The organism is Hoyosella sp. YIM 151337 (genome assembly GCF_026041215.1).
In the GTDB taxonomy this organism is placed as follows: Bacteria; Actinomycetota; Actinomycetes; order Mycobacteriales; family Mycobacteriaceae; genus Hoyosella.
The window spans coordinates 1-20,068 of sequence record NZ_JAPEIQ010000023.1 but is presented as its reverse complement, the minus strand read 5'-3'; the positions used below and the strand labels follow the sequence as shown (position 1 = coordinate 20,068).

Sequence of the window (20,068 nt, the reverse complement as noted above, 5' to 3'; positions counted from 1 at the left end):
GGACGAATGCAGGGGATCGAGATGTCCGCTGAATCAGGTGGTACCCCGCAACCGGGTGGCGCGAGCACGGCGGGTCATATACGTCTGACCTCACACGTCGGAAGTTCCGGAACTCCGGTAATCATGTGGGGAGCCGCGACGCCGGCGGAGCGTGGCCCAGTGATTGGTACAACTACCTCGCGGGCGCAACGGAACGTGATCGGTACGCACAGCGGTTCGTACAGTGTGTACCGCGCCCTCGCGGTCGCAGCCGGCGCGCTCTCGCGCGAGCACCGCGCGGATCTCACGAATACCGCACCAACCGATTCGATCGGCCCGTACCCACAGTGGAGTAACCCGGAAGCCATCGTGAGCATGGACCCGTGGGGTGCGATGGTCGCCGAGGTATTTGCTGCAGAGCTGCTGTCTGGCTTGGATATTCGCCCCACCATTGCGGTCACGAAGGCGCACGTCTCGCTGCCTGAAATATCTGATGCAATCATCCGTGGCCGCCTCATTCCGGACGGCCGTCTGTTGCTGGCGAGTGGTGCCGCGGTGGTAACCAAAGTGGCGGTGGAACCTGTGTGGTTTCTGCCCGGAATCGCGCAGCGATTCGGATGCACCGAGGCGGAATTGCGCCGGGTGCTGTTCGAAGAGACCGGCGGTATGTTCCCGGAACTCGTTACTCGCCCAGATCTGGAGGTCTTCCTCCCGCCGATCGGCGGGCAAACGGTGTATATCTTCGGAAACGCTGCCGACCTGGCGGATCCTGCCGTTGAACTGACCGCACGGGTTCACGACGAATGCAATGGGTCTGATGTCTTCGGTTCGGATATTTGTACGTGTCGCCCTTACCTGACGCATGCGATCGAAGAGTGCATCAAAGGCGCTCAGCGCGGCGGCGCAGGAGTGGTCGCGTATTCCCGCAAGGAGGGGCGCGCGCTTGGCGAAGTAACTAAGTTCCTCGTTTACAACGCGCGCAAACGCCAGCTGGGCGGTGACACTGCCGACCAGTACTTCACTCGCACTGAGTGTGTGGCCGGTGTGCAGGACATGCGCTTCCAGGAGCTTATGCCCGACGTCCTGCACTGGCTTGGGATCAGCAAGATTGACCGTCTCGTTTCGATGAGCAACATGAAATACGACGCCATCACCGCTTCAGGGATTGACGTCGTTGAGCGCGTGAATATTCCGGACTATCTGATTCCGCCGGACGCTCGGGTTGAGATCGACGCGAAGATGGCTGCAGGCTACTTCACACCCGGCCCCATTCCAGATGCTGACGAGCTGAAGAAGGCCAAAGGCAGGGGGCTCGACGGATGACGAATACGCCGGTTGCGGCAGCCACCGCGCTGCGATCGACCTTCGCGGTACGGGAACGCGCGGGCCAGCTGCTCGACCGCGCACGAGCTGGACGGTCGATGTGGTTCAGCATCGATGACGATGCACTCGACATGACCGCGGCTACAGTGGCCGCGGTTACTCGCGACCGCTATCCCTCCTTGCAGATTCCCTATCACAGCCGGTGGCGGCACTTCGAAGCGGGCGGCGTGGCGCGGATGTCCGAATTCCACGAGCTTACATCGGAATTCAATGCAGAGTCACGTGTCGCGACAATGATTGACCTTGCGGTCGTTAGCGTTCTGCTTGACGCTGGTGCCGGGCCAGACTGGAAGTTCTCTGAACAGTCGAGCGGTCAGGTCTTCTCCCGCTCCGAGGGACTGGCCGTAGCGAGCTGGCACGCTTTCCAGGCAGGCGTATTCTCCAGTGATGCCGCACGCCCGCTGCAAGCGGACGCCGAAGGCCTACGAAGTCTGACGGTTGCAGACCTCGCCCGAGCATTCCAGGTGACTCCCGACAACCCGCTTGTGGGCCTCGATGGCAGAGTGCGACTGCTGCACCGTCTCGGTGAAGCGCTTGCACCCTTCGGGCGTCCTGCCGGTCTGTTTCAGGACGTGGCACGGCCGAGCGCACACGGCATACTGGAGCGCCTGCTGGCGACACTTTCGGGTATTTGGTTGTCAGGCAACGCTATCGGTTCGGAGCCTCTGGGCGATTGCTGGCGCCATGAAGCGGTGACAGGGGCAGGCCTGACCGCTGGCTGGGTGCCGCTCCACAAGCTGTCGCAATGGCTGACTTACTCGCTAATCGAGCCCTTCGAGGTGACGGGGTCGGCGGTGCCTGGTCTCGACGAACTGACCGGGCTGCCTGAGTACCGAAACGGCGGGCTGCTGATCGACTCGGGCGTACTCCGGCTACGCGATCCGGCTGTCACCAATCGAAGCTGGGATGTGAGTGATGAACTCGTCGTAGAGTGGCGCGCTCTCACTGTCGCGCTACTCGACGAGCTCGCCCCGCTGGTACGCAACCGGCTTGGCGTGACGCGCGCGCATATGCCGCTAGCGTGCGTCCTCGAAGGCGGTACGTGGGCAGCCGGGCGGGCGCTCGCGCAGGAACTCCGTGGCGGACTGCCTCCACTGACGATCAACAGTGACGGCTCCGTCTTCTAGGGTGGTGACACATGGGCGAAGTGCACGTCATCGATCATCCGCTTGTGCAGCACAAGCTGACGCTTATGCGCCGAAAGGAAACGTCCACCAAGAACTTCCGTCAGCTGCTCGACGAGGTTTCGATGCTGATGGCGTACGAGGTGTTGCGTGATTTCCCCATGCACGATGTCGACATCCAGACTCCTCTGGAGCAGATGACCGGCAAGGCCATCGACGGCAAGAAAGTTGTGTTTGTGTCAATCCTGCGGGCTGGCACGGGCATTCTTGACGGGATGCTGCGCGTCGTTCCTGGTGCGCGAGTGGGCCACATTGGCTTATACCGTCACCCGAAAACGCTTGTTGCGGTGGAGTACTACTTCAAGATGCCTGAGGATCTCCACGAGCGTGATGTCGTGGTCGTGGATCCGATGCTGGCAACCGGGAACACTGCACGCGCTGCGGTGGAACGGCTCAAAGAATTCGAACCCAAGTCCATCAAATTCGCCTGCCTGCTTACCTGTCCCGAAGGCATCAACGCACTTGACCGTGCGCACCCGGACGTGCCGATATATACCGCTGCGATTGACCGCGAGCTCGATGATCACGGCTATATCAGGCCCGGGCTCGGGGACGCTGGAGACCGGATCTTCGGCACCAAATAGGTTCCATCGCCGGGACGCAGTCACGACAGGCTGAGACCCGTGGCCGGTGTGCCCAGGGTAAATCGGAGACAACCCTGTCCGGGAAGCCAAGTCCCCAACCTTCCACACCCCGATCCTTCTCCTTACTGAGTTGCACCGCCGGAACAACGCTAAGACCTCACGTCGCGTCAGGTGCAAGGCCTGGATGTGAGCCCGCATCCACGCGCGGTGATGTCACGAAATTGAGAACGGCCGCGACCCGGATGGCGCCGACGATGCTGTCGCTATGCGGCGGACGATACCGATCACGCGAGGAACTCCCCTCGCCCCTTTCAAGATATAGCGCAGTGGGGGTCTTGCGGCAAGCCCCGGGTAATGCCCAATAATCGCTGGTCGTGGCAAGAAGCCACGCCGAATTGAATCTGGAGTGACAAGCGTGGATCCTCTGAGCACCAGCGTTTTCGACCTTCCTGATCGCCTCTCGGGCAAGGCCAATCCAGCATTGATCTCGGACGACGAGCGGCACTTCGCGGCGATTGCCAATAATTTCAGCCGACAGATCGCTGAGCTGTCAGACCGGCTTGATGCAGCGCGCAGGGAGCCGGGCGGTACGGGCCGTGACGCGATGGACCGCGACTTCGAGATTCGCCGGCTTAGCTCTCGGCTGCGTGTGCTTCGGCGCTTCGGCCTCGATCTTTGCCTCGGACGCATGGAGAGCGCGGATGGTTCCGAACCCGTGTACGTGGGGCGGATTGGCCTGGCGGACAGCGCCGGCGATTCCCTGCTGCTCGACTGGCGCTCCCCCGCGGCCGCACCATTCTTCGGAGCCACCCATGCTCATCCTATGGGGCTCACGAGCCGCCGGAGGTACCGCTGGACCCGAGGCCGGATCAGCGACTACTGGGATGAGGTGTTTGCCCCAGAAGAGCTGGACTCCGGGGATGCGCGGTGTGCCGCCCTTGACGACCAGTCCGCGTTCATCGCCAGCCTTGGAAGCAGCCGTTCCACACGAATGCGGGATGTGCTGGGCACTATTGCGGCGGACCAGGATGCAATCATCCGCGCGAGTTCCCGGGGAGCTCTCGTTGTCGATGGGGGCCCCGGCACCGGAAAGACCGTCGTTGCGTTACACCGTGCCGCGTATCTCTTGTACGCGGATCCCCGTCTGGGGAGCGGTCGCGGCGGCGTGCTGTTTATCGGTCCGCATCAGCCGTACCTGTCCTACGTTGCCGATGTCCTGCCCAGCCTCGGCGAGGAAGGCGTGCAGACATGTACTGTGCGAGACCTGGTCGCCGAGGGAGCTGACGCAACTCCTGAGGCGGACCCGAACATAGCGGCGCTGAAATCGTCGGCCGGGATGGTAACTGCGATCGAGTCGGCCATCCGGTTCTTTGAGAAGCCGCCGTCAGAAGATCTGCTGGTCGAAACAGACTGGGCTGACGTCTGGCTTACCACCGCGGACTGGGCTGAGGCGTTCGAGGCTCCGGAACCGGGAACTCCGCACAACGAGGCCCGCTACGACGTGTGGGATGCCCTTCTATCGACCCTTATTGACAAGCATGACGAACGCGACGTCACGCGTGACGAACTCCGTACGTCGCTCCTACGGAATGACAAGCTCACCAGCACTTTCACGAGAGCGTGGCCCCTGCTCGATGCGGCTGACCTCGTCGGAGATTTGTGGTCTGTGCCGGCGTACCTGCGAAAGTGTGCCCCGTGGCTCACTCCCAGTGAGGTTCGAAAGCTGCAACGCCCTGCCCCGCTGGCATGGACGGTGGCAGACCTGCCTTTGCTTGACGCCGCACGCCAGCGGCTCGGCGATCGCGAAGCAGCCCGCGCTGCCCGGCGCCGCAAGGCTGCTCGTGCCGCGGAACGCGCACAGTTGGACCGGGTGGTCGAGGAACTCATCGCATCCCACGAGTACGACGACGGCGAAGGTCTCATGACGATGCTGTACGGAGACGATTTGCGTGACGCGTTAATCAACGAGTCGGCCCTGCCGAGTACAGCTCCGGACCGGCTTGCTGGTCCCTTTGCGCACGTCGTCGTTGACGAGGCGCAGGAGCTCACAGACGCTGAGTGGCTGATGCTTGTGCGCCGGTGCCCCGCACGCAGCTTCACCATCGTCGGGGACCGCGCCCAAGCGCGGCACGGGTTCACTGAATCATGGGAGCAACGACTCAAGCGCGCCGGAATCGCGAATATCAACCACGCTTCGCTAAGTATTAACTACCGAACGCCGGAAGAAATCATGAAGGAGGCAGAACCTGTTATTCGCGCGGTGCTTCCGGACGCCAATGTCCCGGTGTCCGTCCGCAGCAACGGTGTCCCGGTTGGTTTTGGGTCTGTGTCGGATATGCGCACGATGCTGAGCGCCTGGCTCGCCAGACACGCTGACGGAACCGCATGCATCATCACAACGAACGATGCTGTCGACAATCCCTTTCCGGCGGTCTCCCAAATCCGCTGGCTCACACCAGAACTGGCGAAGGGACTTGAGTTCGACCTCGTTGTCCTCATTGACACGGATTTGTTCGGCTCGGGTATTAAGGGAGCCGTCGACCGCTATGTCGCGATGACCCGCGCGACGCAGCGCTTAGTCATTCTGCGTTCTTAGCGCTCGCGAACACGTGTCATCCTGTCCTCGGCGATATCCGCAGCCCATGCGGCACCACCGGCGCCTTTCAGTTCGTGCGCCAGTTCAGCACTGCGCCTGCGGATTTGGTGTCCATCAATCGTCTGTAGGGCTTGCCGCAGTTCCTCGGCCGAAACCGTGGCACTGTCGACTCGTACTGCCACACCCGCGGCGCCACGGGGATCTCGACGCATTTCGTCCATCATTGGCTTCATTTCATCCTCGTAGCCGTTCCACGCCACATACGTGGGCGAAAGCTGCAGCGAGGGAATGTTCCACTGGTGCGCCAGGATTCGTGCGGGGCCGCCCGCGATGTCGTACAGAAACAGATCTGGCTTGTCATCTTCGTAGAGCGCACGCAACTGCGGCAGCATCGATTCATAATCGTCTTGGAAGAGCGTCAATTGGTCGATGGCATCGCCCGCCCATGACTTTTCAGCGTCACCCGATTGATCTGCCCCCTCCGAGTTGGTCTTCGGCAGCGTCGAACGATACGGCTTGAGTTCAGCACCGGTTGCGGCGATGAGATCGCCCATCGAAGGGTCATTCGCGTAAGTGACGCGATGGCCGCGCGACAAGTTCACGGATGACCTCGAGACTGGGATTCACGTGTCCTGGCGCCGGAATGCTGACCATTGCAAGGTGTTTGCCACTCGGTTCCACGTTCTGCCCTCTCCATAGCTGCGCCGAGACAGCACTTGCGAGACATGCCGTCTCGTTCAATCAATCAGCGCACCACCCGCGGCGCTTCGAATCCGCACGTAACGCTGGCCAGCTCCGTGACGACGTTGAGGAGTTGACCTCGCTATGCGGGCGATTTACCCTGCCGATCGCGTCTGGCCTGGATGAACGACCTGATGCCGAGAACCAGATAACCGATCAGCACCACGAACATCAGTGTGCTGAGGATGATCGCGGCTGGGCGTTCCGCGGTGCCGTCGAAGACATCTCCGATAGCGGCCACGTTGCGCAGTGAACCGAGCGCTCCGAGCAGTGCAATGGCGAGTGCGGCGTGAATGGCGTGCCGCCGGGCATTCACGTTGCGCGCGATGATGCCTGCGATGAGCATCAAGAGCCCGACGAAACTCGGGATGAGGGCGGTAACACTCTCAGCTCCGGTTACCGCGTAACCAATGACCCCGGCGATCGTGAGTACGGCACCTACAACAAGTGTGACTGCGGTCAAGACTGTCCTTTCGCGGTTACGTTGTGAGCATCGGGACTAGATATTTGCGTGCGACGGCTGCCAACTGTGCATCATCGCTGAGGTCGACAGTGGGACTGGGAATGGTGAGGAACGATACGGCAACCCTTACCATCATCTCGGCGACAAGTTCGATGTCGACGTTATCGCTAAGACCCCCTTTGCGCTGTGCCTGGCGAAGCTGGCTCGCGACAAACTGCTGCACTGCTGCGAAGACCTTCCCGTCTGCTCCGGTGATGGATCCTGCGGCGAGTGTCGGTTCGGTGTTGACGAGTTCGCTTATCAGTGGGTTGTTCCAGCTGGTGCGCAGGGCGCTCACGAAGCCAATGACAACACGATCAGCGACTGATTCCGCTCCCCTGATGTCACTGAAGAAGGTCGTGAAATATCGGCGGAACTCACGGAGAATGACCTGATCGACCAGTGCGGGCTTCGACTCGAACTTGCGGTAGACCGTGATGCGCGAGAGGCCAGCGCGCTTGGCGACATCTTCCATCGACGTGCGTTGAATGCCGATACGGCTGAACAAGTCATAGGCGGCATCAAGGAGCCGGGCACGTGTCTCGTCGGACTCCTCTGCGTTCTCCACTGCATCGGCATATGCGCGTTGCACAAGGGACGGAGCTTTCGCCGATGCTGTCGTTAACGGTGACATGTTCTCCACGCTGGTTCCTCCTACGGCCGATCCTAGGCGACGCCGTCCTAGGTTGAGATGCCCCGTAGCGAGAGGGCCCTCGATAACTCGAGTTGGCCACAGGTACTTGTGATCGACACTACAGTGTGGTGATACTTAGATACGCTGTATGTTTCATAGTTTCATGCACGCGCATTCTCCCCTTCACGAAAGGTCAGCCACGGAATGGACAAACTTAATAGGCGTTCGTTATTGCGAATCGGCGGTGCGCTGGGCGCAGTCGGCGCCTTTAGTGTCGCCGCGCCCGCCGCTGCTCGCCCGCCCTGGAAGTGGTCACCAGCCGATTCAATGATTGGCAGCGGCAGCGGCACGGATCCTATGAACGTGTGGGACGCGGAGGCGGATCCCCTTGTCGCTGACCTCCTCGAGCGCGGTGAGGTCGGTCGGGTCAACAGTTTGCTGCGTACGTGGAAGACGAATGGGCAGCCTCTCCCGGACGGCCTTCCTGCAGATGTCCGGGACTTCATCGAGCGTGCCCGTCAGCTGCCCTCGTGGGCTGATCAGAGCATGCTCGAAACAGCAGTTGCGTTCAATGAAAAGCGAGGCACCTATCTCGGCGTTCTCTACGGTTTTGCGAGCGGCATGCTAGCCACCGTTATCCCCCAGGAGGCGCGCGCGGTCTATTACTCCAAGGGCGGCGCGAACATGAAGGGCCGCATCTCGAGAACCGCGAAGTTCGGTTACGACATAGGTTCGAGGAACGCCTATACGCCCGACGGCGAGATGGCTGTCACCTCAGTGAAGACACGCCTGGCGCACGCTGGCGTCCGCAACCTGCTGCCACGATCGCCGCACTGGAATAACTCCGCACCGGAGACCATCCCCATCAGTCAGCACGACATCATGGTCACGTGGCACAGCCTGCCCACCACTGTGATGCGCACGCTGAACTCCTGGAAGGTGCCGATACCCGAAAACGAGTCCCGCGCGTTCCTGCATTCGTGGCAGGTGAGCGCCCACATGCTCGGCGTGGAAGACCAGTACATCCCGGCGTCCTGGGACGCCGCTGAATCGCAGGCGCAGCAGGTGCTCGACCCCATTCTCAAGCCCACGCCGGAGGGAATAAAGCTTGCCGACATGCTGCTCGATCTCGGCAAGCAGATTGATCTCACACTGCTCACCAGGCCCATCCTCGGCGCGTTCACACGGTTTATCCTCGGCGACCAGATCGCCGACTGGCTGCTGATACCCAGGGAACCCGTGTGGGGGCCGTTGCTCGATGTAGCGTGGGGACCGTTTATTCAGGTGCGCGAAGGCTTGCTCACCTTGCCGAACACCGACGAGGCGTATTGGACGTTCGACGAGTTCCTGCGGCAGTTCGTTCTTCTCTACATGTCAGAACTAAAGCCTATCAGTATTGAAATTCCCGAATTCAACAATCCCAACTACCCGTGATGCGTCTTACTGGAGGAGCCCCTAATGGGATCTATCGAAATCGCTGAATACTTGCCGGTGTATCTCACGCAAGATCTGCCCAGACTCATAGTGGCAGCGTTCCTCGCGCTTGGAACAGCATTCGGCAGCATCGATTCGCCGCTCTAACGTCATCTTCCGCGAGGAAATTTACGCCGGCGCAAATCGCACTGCCTCAACACCCGGAACTGTCTCGGCAAGGGCGGCAACGACCTCTCGTTCAGGGTCGTCCGGGCTGAGGCCCGTGATGAGGACCGTTCCGTCCTTCGACTCCACTCGCCACTTCTCTGGTGAACCGGCGTACACGTCAAGGCGATGCTGAATCTCACTGGCAATCCGGGTGTCGCTTCTTGTAAGCAGCGCTAGGAGGTCGCGGCGCGTCACGATTCCAATGACGTTGTTGTTAGCCACAATCGGTATGCCGCGGAGGCGGGACCGCAACATTGCTGACGCTAGCGCGCTGACATCGGCATCTGGGCCCATCGTGACTACTGGCCGCGTCATCGCGTCCTCTGCAGAAGTCTTTCCCTGAACGTCTGCGCGAAACTTCTCGCGGAGCAAATCGCCCTCGGAGACGATGCCGACGAGGCGCTCCTCGTCGTTCACGACAGGCAGTACCGTATAGCCCCGTTGTTCGAGAATGCTGAGGCATTCGTCCAGGCTCGCGGATTGGTCCACCGTAGTGACCGGGCTGCTCATGATGTGCCGCGCGCGCATAGCACACTCCTTCCCTTACTGACTCAGATTTCTGTGTCATGGACATATGTGGGTAGGGCCTTAGGGCCCTACCCAGACCTCTCGGCAAGGGACGTAGTGCCCTACTGCGCACGGCTCCTGTTGCGCCATCGTTTAGCTCAATGGAGGTGGCGGTTGCTATGGCAAAGCACTGGCTGGTGAGGGACACAGATGACGGCGGCACCCGCGCGCTGTACAGCACGCGGGTGGCGGGGGCTGGACGGCACCTGCCGTGCACACGGCTGACTACTGGCGACCTCATGGCGACCACGCGCCACCGCACTCACATCGACCTGGAGAGGCTGACCGGCATCCATGAACGCCGCGTCTCAGTAGGCGACGAAGACTCTTACACGCTCGCAGTGGCTGCGGCCGAGGATGCGCTGCGAAGATGCGACAGAACAGCAGCGTCTCTCGACGTGGTGATCAGTTGCAGTATCACCAAGTTCCGCGATGGGCTCACGCACTGGCTGGAGCCAACCATGAGCGGTGCTGTCGCCCAGGCCATCGGTGCGAGCCGCGCGATGACGTTTGACATTGCGAACGCCTGCGCCGGAATGCTGACGGCAGTCACCGTAGCCAACAACTGGATCCGTCAGGGCATCATCGAGCGGGCTCTCATCGTGAGCGGTGAGTACATATCTCAGCTCGGCCAGAATGCAGCGCAACACATCCACAGCATCATGAGCAAAGAGCTGGCGTCGCTGACCCTAGGCGACGCCGGGGCGGCACTGGTGCTGGAGCGTACCCCGAAGGGTGCGAGCGGAATCCGATTCGCCGGCTTCACCACGGTTTCCGATTACAGTCGGTTGTGCTTGGCGTATCCGAAGGGTGGCGACCCGGGCGGCAGAATGTTTACGAATTCGCGTGCAATCCAGAAGGCGGCGATTGCGGTCACGCCCCTGCTGCTTCACGAAGTGCTCGACACAGTCGGCCTGTCGATACACGACATCGATCACGTGATCACTCATCAGACGTCCGCACGGGCTATACGCAAAGGCATGGCGGAAGTTAAGGCATCGTTCGGCGATACACCACGCCACGATGCCGTCATTACCGTCGACCGATACGGCAACACCGCTTCCACGACGCACACAGTGGCACTCGTCGAAGAACTGGAGGCGGGCCGGATCAAGCCTGGTGAGACTATCGCTCTGATCTCGCTCGCGTCCGGGCTGGAAATCGGGATCTTGCTAATCGACGTCGATGAGGAATTGGTAGCTCGCTATGGGCACGATCATTGAACAGACTGCCGTTGTGCAGGGGGCATGGCGGTCACGGCACAGCGCACTGCGGCTTGCTGTATCGGCCGCGAAAACGTGCCTCGACAGAGCGGGCCGCAGTGCGAACGATCTTGATTTGGTTCTGAACGCAGGTCTCTACCGGGATCGCAATCTTGGCGAGCCCGCGCTCGCCGCCCTAATCCAGGAGGACATCGGCGCACACCCGGAAGACCCGCACGTGGACACGCATGGCACCTTCTCGTTCGACGTGGCGAACGGTACGTGCGGCGTCCTGACAGCTTTGCAGATCGCTGATGGATTCCTGCGCTCGGGCGCCATCAAGCATGCGATCATCGTTGCTAGTGATGCCGACCCTGGCCACGGCATGAGTGATAATTTTCCGTTCTCTGCGACTGGCGGTGCATTGCTGTGCAGCTGGGCTGATGGTCCGGGCGGTATGGGCGCTGCGTCCTGGGCTGCGAACCGGGACGGGGATGCGCTGCGCGCCCGTATCCAGCACGAGAGGAAGCGCAACGTGTTGCATATTGAGGAGTCGGCTGCGCTTGACACGCAGTACGCAGAGACAGCTGCAACGGCGGTGGCGTCATGTCTGAGCGATGCAGCGCTCGGATTGGCAGACATCGATCGCATCGTTGCCGCACCAGCCCGGCCCCGATTCCGGGCAGTGCTTGCCGAAAAGCTCGGACTCGAGCCCGCGCGCATCACGGTCGGTGCGGAGGAGTGGACGCACACCGCCGCGCTGGTCGCCGCATTGGAAGCAAGCGGGCCTCGCCCATCTGCGGGAACACGAACGCTCGTCGTCACGGCGGGTGCGGGCGTAACCGCTGGTGCGGCGCTCTACGAAGAGCCCACGAGACGCTGAATACGTGCATTTATAACGACAAGATAACGGCTCACGTGTTCCTCCGCCGCGCGAATGGGTGAAGAATAGCTTCGAGGTTGTATAAGCCGCATTCGCGCACCGAGGTGGCGATATGGATAGGCGAGTTTTTCTCAAAACAGCGGCGCTCACCGGCGCTGCCGGTGCCTTGTCAGCAAGCGGTCTAGCGGTAGCACAACCGCTGGGTTCCCTCGGACCAGGACGCCTTTCCGGACGTCGCCGGGTGATCTACTCCTACCCCGGTACTGCGCCGCCGCCGGAACTGTTCAGCCGTATTCGCGCGGGTATCGGCGGAGTCATCTCCTTTGGAGAAAACATCACGTCGTCAGAACAGATCGCCGGCGTGACACAGCAACTGACGCTCACCGCACTCGAATCGGGATATCTGTTGCGGCTGTTTGTTGACCAAGAAGGAGGCCTGGTCAAACGCCTACCCGGCGGCCCGTCGATGTCAGCGAAGCAGACCGGCAGCCAGCCGGATCCGGATATCGCCGGCATGATGCAGGGCTCGGAAGCGGCAATGGCGCTGCGGGCAGCGGGGATGAACGTGAACCTCGCGCCGGTGCTCGGGGTTTACCGGGCCGCGGGCGACTTTCTTGACCAGTACGGACGCAGCTTCAGCATGAACAAGGACACTGTCTCGCGGGCAGGAGCCGCTTTTATCCGGTCTTCGCAGGGGCTTGGGGTCAGTGCGTGCGCGAAGCACTTCCCCGGGCTCGGCGCAGCCGCTGCCGAAGCCAACACGGACCTGACGCCCGTCACGATCAGTCTCTCCGAGCAAACCTTGACTGATGTCGACGAATACCCGTACCGCGCTGCAATATCGGCGGGGGTGCACATGGTGATGCCTTCCTGGGGGCTCTACCCTGCGCTGGATCCGGCGCATCCGTCCGGGATGTCACGAGCGATCCTCCAGGGCCGCCTGCGCGAGCGTCTCGGGTTCCGGGGCCTGATTGTCACCGACGCACTCGAAGCCGGGGCGCTGGAACGGTACGGGAGCATGGGGAACCGGGCCGTCAGCGCCGTCGCCGCGGGTGTCGACTTGCTGTGCTGCTCGGCGCGAGACGTTGCGCAAGGTGATGAGGCGGCCGACGCTCTCGTTGCGGCGGGCCACTAGGTCGCCTCCAAGGGGTCGTCGCCTTAGCTGGTAACCAGATACCGCTGACGTTCGTCCGGCCCGAGCTTTTCGGTGGCCAGCCGGAGAGCAGCGCGCGGCATCGACGTTGCGTACTTCTCGAGGAAGTCGTGCAGGGTCCGTCGATCGCGTTCGCCGGCATGCTTAAGGAATATCCCTACAGCCTTGTGCACGAACGGGTGTGCGTCCGCGGCAAGCATTCCGGCTATGGCAAAACCGCCCGCAACGTCCGCATCAGAACCCGCGTGAACGAAGAACAGGGGCGCGGTGATCGCGGTGCGCCGGCGCAGCGGATCGTCCGCGCGGGCCAATACGTCGAGCGCGCCGAGATCGCCCCCCGCTAGGTAACCTCCCACCACCCTGGGGGCCGACCGGTCAACCATGTCCCACGTGGTGATCCGATCATGATGGGTGATGTAGCAGTCGTAAAGCTCTTGACGCTCCGCGCGACTGCACTTGCGGTCCCGGGCTTTGAAGTCGAGGATGCAGAAGGCCGCCATCCGCGGCTCGTACGCGGGGTGTTCAAGCAACCGCTCCACCTCGGTGAGCGGTACAGTAGCGTTCGCTTTCGCGAGATCGAACAACACTCGCATCCGGACGCCGAAAGCGTCCTCGCCTTCCTGCAGCCTCTTACGGACGTTCGCGAGTTCCGCTGATGACTTGCTCGCCTCCAGCGCAGCGATGATCCCCGGCGCATCCATGGCAGTATTCAAACATTTCGCGCGGTACCCCGCGGCTTCTCACTCCGAAGTGCGACGATTACTTCGTGACACCTGATGACAAGCGACCCGGTGTGCAACCGCATGTTGTCGTCCTGTTCGGTGCGACGGGCGACCTTGCGAGGCGGAAGCTGCTGCCTGGCCTGTTTCATCTGGCGATTTCGCGGCTTGCGCCCGACATGCGGATCATCGGTACCTCACTGGATGACATTGATGATGATCGCTTTCGCGAACTCGTGATTGAGGCGTGCCGGAAATTTTCGCGACGACCAGCGTCTAGCGAACAGCATGAGCGCTTTGCCCAGCTAGTCAGTTACGTGCCGCAAAACAAGGGCGCAGGCGCACTGTCTTCGGCAGTGCAAGCGGCGTCTGCCACGTTGCAGGGACCTGCCCGGCTGCTGCACTACTTGAGTGTTCCCCCAGCTGCGGCATCCGCCGTGATACGGATGCTCGAAACTGCCGGACTCGTCAAAGAGTCTCGCGTGATCATGGAAAAACCCTTCGGAACTGACCTTGAGAGCGCCCAGAAGCTGAACGCGACCATCCACACCGCCTTCACGGAATCCCAGATCTTCCGAATCGACCATTTCCTCGGCAAAGAACCTGCGATGAATATCCTCGCGTTCCGCTTTGCAAACGGGTTCATCGAACCTATCTGGAACCGGACTTTCATAGATCACGTGCAGATCGATGTCCCGGAGCGACTGTCCATCGAAGGACGGGCGGCGTTCTACGAGCCGACTGGCGCTTTCCGTGACATGGTGGTCACGCACCTTTTCCAGGTGCTGGCGTTCGTTGCGATGGAACCTCCGACGGCACTGGCACCAGGGCCCATCAGCGAAGAAAAAACCAAAGTCTTCCGGTCAATGCTCCCGCTGAACCCTGACAATGTGGTTCGCGCCCAGTACCAGGGGTACCGCAGCGAACCAGGTGTGTCAGCAGAATCAGAAACAGAAACGTTCATCGCCCTGAAATGCGAAATCGACAATTGGCGGTGGGCGGGTGTGCCGTTCTACCTTCGCACCGGCAAGAGCATGGCTGAGGGCCAGCGAATCATATCGATCGCGTTTCGGGACCCGCCGCGCAGCATGTTTCCCTCGGACTGCGGCGTTGGCACCCGCGGCCCGGACCACTTGACGTTCGACTTGGCCGATGACTCGAAAATGTCCATGTCGTTCTACGGCAAGCGGCCTGGGCCGGGCATGCTTCTCGACAAGCAGAGTATGCAATTCGGTTTGAAAGACACGGCTGATGCCGATGACGTGCTCGAAGCGTACGAGCGGCTGATACTGGACGCAATGCACGGCGACCGCACGTTGTTCACCACCGCTCAGGGGATTGAGCGGCTGTGGGAGTTATCAGCACCGCTCCTCGACAATCCCCCGCCGCTGCACACCTACGAAGCAGGTTCGTGGGGGCCGGCCGTGATAAACGAGCTCATCGAACCCCGCACGTGGCGCCTCCCGTTCGAACGTCCGTGGCGGGCGGACACGTAGCCGCAAGTCACATCAGGCAGAGTGGCCGGATCTCGTTCACTCCGTCGTCAACGGGGCTAGTCAGGAAGAAGCAATCGTTGTAACCACGGCTCGTCACAACACTGCGAATCACCTGCCACTGTTCAGGTGACACCTCGCCGGAGCGAGCGAGCACGAAGCCCGACGTTCGGAATGGGTCGCCAACGAGCGCCCAGGAGTAGTCGTCTGCGATATAGGTGACGACGTAGTTCGTCGGCCCATCGAGCGAATCCTGGAATGGAACGCTGGGGAAGCTTACGTGCAGTTGGGCCTGGGTCTGTGGGTCGTTGACTCTCGCGTTGCCCTCGATCCGATTCTGCCCACCTGTGAAGGTGTCACACGAGTTCCGCACACGAACGTTCCGCTCATCGATGAGCTCGTAGTTAGCGGTCGTGTTCCGGGCGCAGTCAAGGCTGAACGGCTGCGGGATCGCCGCGACCTGGTACCACGTGCCGGTGTACCGCTCAACGTCGAGGTAGTCGACCGGCTGGAGCAGCGCGGGCGCGATACTCCCCTCTTGCGCGTTGGCTAGCGCGGGTGCGCCGAGCATCAGCGTTGCTGCGATCGCAACCGCGGTGCGGAGTGTGCGGAAAGACATTTGGCAGTCCCCTTTGGTTGGCAGAGCACGTGTCTGTCATTGATTCGGAGCTGCCGCACATCAGGATTGGCGGAAATACGGTTAGGCCCCCACATAGTCGGCAAGATGCTCAGCGGTGAGCGTTGAGCGCGCGTCCACGAGTTCCCGCGGAGTGCCCTCGAACACGATCTGGCCACCATCGTGGCCAGCACCTGGCCCCAGGTCGATGATCCAGTCCGCATGCGCCATCACCGCTTGATGATGCTCGATAACGATGACAGACTTCCCCGATTCCACCAGCCGGTCCAGCAGTGCCAGCAATTGTTCAACATCAGCAAGATGCAATCCTGTGGTCGGCTCGTCGAGGACATAAATGCCGCCCTTGTCAGCCATGTGGGTAGCGAGTTTGAGGCGCTGGCGCTCGCCGCCGGACAGCGTCGTGAGCGGCTGCCCGAGTCGAAGGTAACCGAGACCGACGTCGTCGAGCCGTTGCAAGATCTTGTGCGCGGCGGGTGTGCGCGCATCCCCTGCACCAAAGAACTTTTCGGCTTCAGCTACGGACATCGCGAGTACGTCGCTAATGTTTTTGCCGTCGCCATTAGTGCCGAGCGTGTATTCGAGCACGGCCGCCTGGAACCGTTTCCCCTCGCATTCTTCACACGTGGTGCTGACACCCTGCATCATCCCCAAGTCGGTGTAGATGACGCCGGCGCCGTTGCATGCGGGGCACGCGCCCTCGGAGTTGGCACTGAACAGTGCTGGTTTGACGCCGTTCGCCTTCGCGAATGCCTTGCGGATCGGATCGAGAAGTCCCGTATACGTTGCGGGATTGCTGCGTCGCGAACCTTTGATCGCACCCTGGTCGACCGAGACGACACCAGCATGTGCAGGGATCGATCCGTGGATGAGCGAGCTCTTCCCGGAGCCGGCCACACCAGTAACTACGCAGAGCACGCCGAGCGGAATGTCAACGTCGACGTTGCGAAGATTGTTGGCCGTCGCACCGCGAACCTCCACCGTGCCCGCCGGTTTACGTACCCCGTCCTTCAGCCTCGCCCGGTCATCAAGGTGACGGCCAGTGATCGTGTCACTAGACCGCAGGCCCTCAAGGCTCCCCTCGAAACAGACAGTGCCGCCCTCTGTACCGGCGCCGGGACCGAGGTCGATGACGTGATCGGCAATAGCGATAGCTTCCGGCTTGTGCTCAACGACGAGCACCGTGTTGCCCTTGTCGCGAAGTTGGAGAAGGAGCCTATTCATACGCTGTATGTCGTGCGGATGCAGACCGATCGTAGGTTCATCGAAAACATACGTCACATCCGTGAGCGAGGATCCGAGGTGACGAATCATTTTGGTGCGCTGCGCTTCTCCTCCCGACAGGGTTCCTGATGGCCGCTCGAGACTCAGATAACCGAGGCCAATGTCACCGAACGAGTCAAGCGTGTGCCGCAAGGCGGTGAGCAGTGGCGCGACGGATGGCTCGTCGAGGCCGCGGATCCAGCGTGCCAGGTCCCGGATTTCCATCGCACACGCATCCGCGATGCTCACCCCGTTGATCTTCGAGGACCGCGCCGCTTCGCTGAGCCGCGTGCCGTCACAGTCAGGGCAGGTCGTAAACGTGATTGCCCGGTCGACGAATGCACGGATATGCGGTTGCATCGCTTCCCGGTCTTTCGAAAGCATCGATTTCTGGATTCGCGGAATGAGTCCCTCGAAGGTCACGTTGATGCCCTCGACCTTGATTCTGGTCGGCTCTTTGTATAGCAAGTCGTGGAGCTCGCGCTTCGTGAACTTCTTGATCGGCTTATCTGGGTCGAAGAAGCCGCAACCGCGGAATATCCGGCCGTACCATCCGTCGGACGAATAGTTGGGGATGGTGAGCGCCCCCTCGTTCAGGGACTTCTCGGCGTCGTATAGCTGGGTGAGGTCGAAATCGGAAGTACGGCCCAGACCTTCGCACCGCGGACACATGCCACCTGTCCGCGTGAAGGTGGCTTTTTCCGCGATTGTTCGATCGCCGCGTTCAACAGTGATCGCACCGCTGGCATGAACCGACGCCGTGTTGAACGAGTAGGCGCTCGGTGGACCGATATGCGGTTCGCCGAGGCGGCTGAACAGGATGCGCAGCATGGCGTTCGCGTCAGTGACGGTGCCCACTGTGGAGCGTGGATTCGCGCCGATGCGTTCCTGGTCAACGACGATTGCGGTCGTGAGCCCGTCCAGGACGTCTACATCAGGGCGCGAGACCGTGGGCATGAAACCTTGCACGAACGCGCTGTACGTTTCGTTGATCAGCCGCTGTGACTCGGCGGCGATCGTGCTGAACACCAATGAGCTTTTGCCAGAACCGGAGACACCGGTGAAGACGGTCAGGCGCCGTTTGGGGATTTCGACGCTGACATCTTGCAGATTGTTCTCGCGCGCGCCATGCACGCGGATCATGTCGTGACTGTCGGCAGTGTGCAAGACCGCCGGCCCGGCTTCAGTGGCAATGCTCATTGTGTCTCCATCTCGACGGTTACGTCAGCGAATTTCCTGGATGCGGACGGTATTGCCCGCAGGGTCGCGGAAAGCGCAATCACGTGCGCCCCAAGGCTGGTCCGTAGGTTCCTGCATAACTTCCGCGCCGCTGGCCTGCACACGCTCGAACGTAGCGTCGACATTGTTCGAGGCAAGCATGATGGCGGCAAAGGTTCCTTTCGCCATCATCTCGGCGATCGTGCGACGCTCTTCATCGGTGATACCCGGGTCTGCACCCGGCGGGGTGAGCACGATGTTCATATCGGGGCGCCCCTCAGGACCGACTGTAATCCAGCGCATTCCGTCATATCCGACGTCCTTGCGCACCTCGAAGCCAAGCGCATCGCGATAGAACGTGAGTGAGGCTTCGGCATCTGTGTGTGGGAGAAAACTGGCGTTGATGGTGATGTCCATGCCGACCACGTTAATGAGGTGCGATGACGCGCGCTTCTTGATTCCTGATCGGTCTGGTGACTTGCTTTGCGACGCACGGGGGTATCCCCGCCGCATCGTTGACCGCCTCTCGCTTGTACACGCTCGGCGGCATTCCCACGAGTTCGGTAAAGCGCGTACTGAACGTGCCGAGCGAGGAGCAGCCCACAGCGAAACACACCTCGGTGACACTGAGATCGCCGCGACGCAGCAGCGCCATCGCCCGTTCGATGCGCCGCGTCATGAGGTAGGAGTAAGGGGATTCGCCGTAAGCGCGCCGGAACTCTCGGCTCAGGTGGCCGGCCGACATATTGATGCCACGGGCGAGTGCCTCGACGTTGAGCGGTTGAGCATACTCGCGGTCGATCCGATCACGGACGCGCCGGAGCAGCGCGAGATCGCGCAGGCGCTCATCATCGGCGGTTCTGACTACCACAAGCCAAATCATCCCACGACGAAGCGCAGTCGCGCAGTCACTGCGCCGCGAAACCATCCTCGAAGGTGGAAGCCACTACCAAACTGGCACCCTGACCTCGAGTTCTCCACGCGTACACCGGGCAACATATCCGAGTTCTTCCTGCATGGAGATCGCGATTGTCAGCGCACAATCCCAGTCGCCGACGGGCCGAATATTCGCCTGGCCGTACTCCCCTGTAATCGGCAGCGCCAGGTACGTTTCGATCAGCCCGACAGCGTCGCGGCAAGAGACACCGCCTGAGGTGACCTCCACGACCAGTTCTGTTTCAGTGCGGCAGATCGTCCCCGGCGGCGGCGAGACAACGGGGGTGGGAGTCGCGGCTGGCGGCGTATCGCCGGGCCGTTCGTGCGTGTCTGGCGTTCCGCACGCCGATAGAGCGGCGATAGCGAGCGCGGCTACCGCGGGCTGAAACCGCTCCAATCGATACAACCGACCGATCTCCCCTGCCTCGTCAGCCACACCTTCTCACTTACCGTCAACCACCCGCCCGTGAAGGGGCAGGTTTGCAGCTGTTGTCCCTGACTGGCTGTCAGGTTTACGCCGCGCCAGGGGCCGTTGACTGGGCCCAGGAGCTTGCGGCCCGGTAGGCGATGTTGTCGCTACCGAGGATGTCTGCGTGTTCTGCGATGTATCCGCAGTCCCGACACACGAATCCGGCTTGGCTGGTCCGATTCCGTTTATCGATATGTCCACACGCGGTGCAACGGCGGCTGGTGTTCCGGGGATCGACTTCGATCATCGGAACACCAGCTCGGGCTGCTTTGTAGGTGAGGAACGCA

21 protein-coding genes are annotated in these 20,068 nt (G+C 61.4%); 10 read left to right on the top strand and 11 right to left on the bottom strand.

What is annotated here, in order from left to right; translation table 11 throughout:
• The first annotated feature begins 21 nt into the window (after positions 1-21).
• The 4 genes from ONR57_RS11990 (at position 22) to helR (ending at position 5,726) form a co-directional block, all read left to right on the top strand.
• A complete protein-coding gene (locus ONR57_RS11990; protein ID WP_265123668.1) occupies positions 22-1,302 on the top strand; it encodes a GTP cyclohydrolase II in 1,281 nt (426 codons plus the stop codon).
• Entirely contained in the window at positions 1,299-2,489 is a 1,191-nt protein-coding gene (locus ONR57_RS11985; protein ID WP_265123666.1) for a URC4/urg3 family protein, read from the top strand. Before ONR57_RS11990 ends, ONR57_RS11985 begins: the two co-directional genes overlap by 4 nt.
• Before the next feature lie 11 nt (positions 2,490-2,500).
• Positions 2,501-3,130, top strand: a complete 630-nt coding sequence (gene upp, locus ONR57_RS11980) for a uracil phosphoribosyltransferase (protein ID WP_265123665.1) — start codon at positions 2,501-2,503, stop codon at positions 3,128-3,130.
• Positions 3,131-3,545: 415 nt separating this feature from the next.
• Positions 3,546-5,726: an RNA polymerase recycling motor ATPase HelR gene (gene helR / locus ONR57_RS11975; protein ID WP_265123663.1), complete on the top strand. Its 2,181-nt coding sequence runs from the start codon at positions 3,546-3,548 to the stop codon at positions 5,724-5,726.
• Here helR and ONR57_RS11970 read toward each other — a convergent pair.
• The 3 genes from ONR57_RS11970 to ONR57_RS11960 form a co-directional block, all read right to left on the bottom strand.
• Entirely contained in the window at positions 5,723-6,328 is a 606-nt protein-coding gene (locus ONR57_RS11970; RefSeq protein ID WP_265123662.1) for a hypothetical protein, read from the bottom strand. The two genes, helR and ONR57_RS11970, sit on opposite strands and share 4 nt — an antisense overlap.
• Positions 6,329-6,549: 221 nt before the next feature.
• The gene (locus tag ONR57_RS11965; RefSeq protein WP_265123661.1) at positions 6,550-6,930 is read right to left on the bottom strand and encodes a hypothetical protein; all 381 of its coding nucleotides are present in this window, start codon (positions 6,928-6,930) and stop codon (positions 6,550-6,552) included.
• Positions 6,931-6,946: 16 nt separating this feature from the next.
• Entirely contained in the window at positions 6,947-7,603 is a 657-nt protein-coding gene (locus ONR57_RS11960) for a TetR/AcrR family transcriptional regulator (protein WP_265123756.1), read from the bottom strand.
• A gap of 204 nt (positions 7,604-7,807) precedes the next feature.
• Here ONR57_RS11960 and ONR57_RS11955 point away from each other — a divergent pair, with 204 nt between their 5' ends.
• Both ONR57_RS11955 and ONR57_RS11950 read left to right on the top strand, forming a co-directional pair.
• On the top strand, positions 7,808-9,037 hold the full coding sequence (locus ONR57_RS11955) for an oxygenase MpaB family protein (protein WP_265123659.1): 1,230 nt from the start codon (positions 7,808-7,810) through the stop codon (positions 9,035-9,037).
• Positions 9,038-9,061: 24 nt separating this feature from the next.
• Positions 9,062-9,184, top strand: a complete 123-nt coding sequence (locus ONR57_RS11950) for a hypothetical protein (RefSeq protein WP_265123657.1) — start codon at positions 9,062-9,064, stop codon at positions 9,182-9,184.
• Between the two features lie 21 nt (positions 9,185-9,205).
• Here the strand turns inward: ONR57_RS11950 and ONR57_RS11945 are convergent, their stop codons facing one another.
• Positions 9,206-9,772 carry a CBS domain-containing protein gene (locus tag ONR57_RS11945; RefSeq protein ID WP_265123655.1) on the bottom strand — a complete coding sequence of 189 codons (567 nt, stop codon included), beginning with the start codon at positions 9,770-9,772 and terminating at the stop codon, positions 9,206-9,208.
• 158 nt (positions 9,773-9,930) lie between these two features.
• On the opposite strand from ONR57_RS11945, the gene ONR57_RS11940 reads away from it, so the two are divergent.
• The 3 genes from ONR57_RS11940 (at position 9,931) to ONR57_RS11930 (ending at position 13,031) form a co-directional block, all read left to right on the top strand.
• Entirely contained in the window at positions 9,931-11,034 is a 1,104-nt protein-coding gene (locus ONR57_RS11940) for a 3-oxoacyl-ACP synthase III family protein (RefSeq protein WP_265123653.1), read from the top strand.
• On the top strand, positions 11,018-11,896 hold the full coding sequence (locus ONR57_RS11935; protein ID WP_265123652.1) for a 3-oxoacyl-[acyl-carrier-protein] synthase III C-terminal domain-containing protein: 879 nt from the start codon (positions 11,018-11,020) through the stop codon (positions 11,894-11,896). The genes ONR57_RS11940 and ONR57_RS11935 overlap by 17 nt, the downstream gene beginning before the upstream one ends.
• 112 nt (positions 11,897-12,008) lie before the next feature.
• Entirely contained in the window at positions 12,009-13,031 is a 1,023-nt protein-coding gene (locus ONR57_RS11930; protein WP_265123651.1) for a glycoside hydrolase family 3 N-terminal domain-containing protein, read from the top strand.
• 23 nt (positions 13,032-13,054) lie between these two features.
• Here ONR57_RS11930 and ONR57_RS11925 read toward each other — a convergent pair whose 3' ends face one another.
• On the bottom strand, positions 13,055-13,750 hold the full coding sequence (locus ONR57_RS11925; RefSeq protein ID WP_265123650.1) for a DNA alkylation repair protein: 696 nt from the start codon (positions 13,748-13,750) through the stop codon (positions 13,055-13,057).
• 65 nt (positions 13,751-13,815) lie between these two features.
• Between ONR57_RS11925 and zwf the strand changes: the two genes are divergently transcribed.
• Positions 13,816-15,264, top strand: coding sequence for a glucose-6-phosphate dehydrogenase (zwf, locus tag ONR57_RS11920; RefSeq protein ID WP_265123649.1), 1,449 nt, complete (start codon positions 13,816-13,818; stop codon positions 15,262-15,264).
• A 7-nt stretch (positions 15,265-15,271) separates the two neighbouring features.
• Here the strand turns inward: zwf and ONR57_RS11915 are convergent, their stop codons facing one another.
• The 6 genes from ONR57_RS11915 to ONR57_RS11890 form a co-directional block, all read right to left on the bottom strand.
• Positions 15,272-15,880, bottom strand: a complete 609-nt coding sequence (locus tag ONR57_RS11915; RefSeq protein ID WP_374116439.1) for a lipocalin family protein — start codon at positions 15,878-15,880, stop codon at positions 15,272-15,274.
• A gap of 81 nt (positions 15,881-15,961) precedes the next feature.
• On the bottom strand, positions 15,962-18,358 hold the full coding sequence (locus ONR57_RS11910) for an excinuclease ABC subunit UvrA (protein ID WP_265123647.1): 2,397 nt from the start codon (positions 18,356-18,358) through the stop codon (positions 15,962-15,964).
• Between the two features lie 24 nt (positions 18,359-18,382).
• On the bottom strand, positions 18,383-18,793 hold the full coding sequence (locus ONR57_RS11905; RefSeq protein ID WP_265123646.1) for a VOC family protein: 411 nt from the start codon (positions 18,791-18,793) through the stop codon (positions 18,383-18,385).
• A 10-nt stretch (positions 18,794-18,803) separates the two neighbouring features.
• Positions 18,804-19,259 (bottom strand): helix-turn-helix transcriptional regulator, encoded by a 456-nt coding sequence (locus ONR57_RS11900; protein ID WP_374116438.1) that lies wholly within the window; start codon positions 19,257-19,259, stop codon positions 18,804-18,806.
• A gap of 63 nt (positions 19,260-19,322) precedes the next feature.
• Positions 19,323-19,748 carry a hypothetical protein gene (locus ONR57_RS11895; RefSeq protein ID WP_265123642.1) on the bottom strand — a complete coding sequence of 142 codons (426 nt, stop codon included), beginning with the start codon at positions 19,746-19,748 and terminating at the stop codon, positions 19,323-19,325.
• A gap of 76 nt (positions 19,749-19,824) precedes the next feature.
• Positions 19,825-20,068 (bottom strand): transposase (locus ONR57_RS11890; RefSeq protein ID WP_265123640.1); only part of this gene is annotated, 244 nt, incomplete at its 5' end.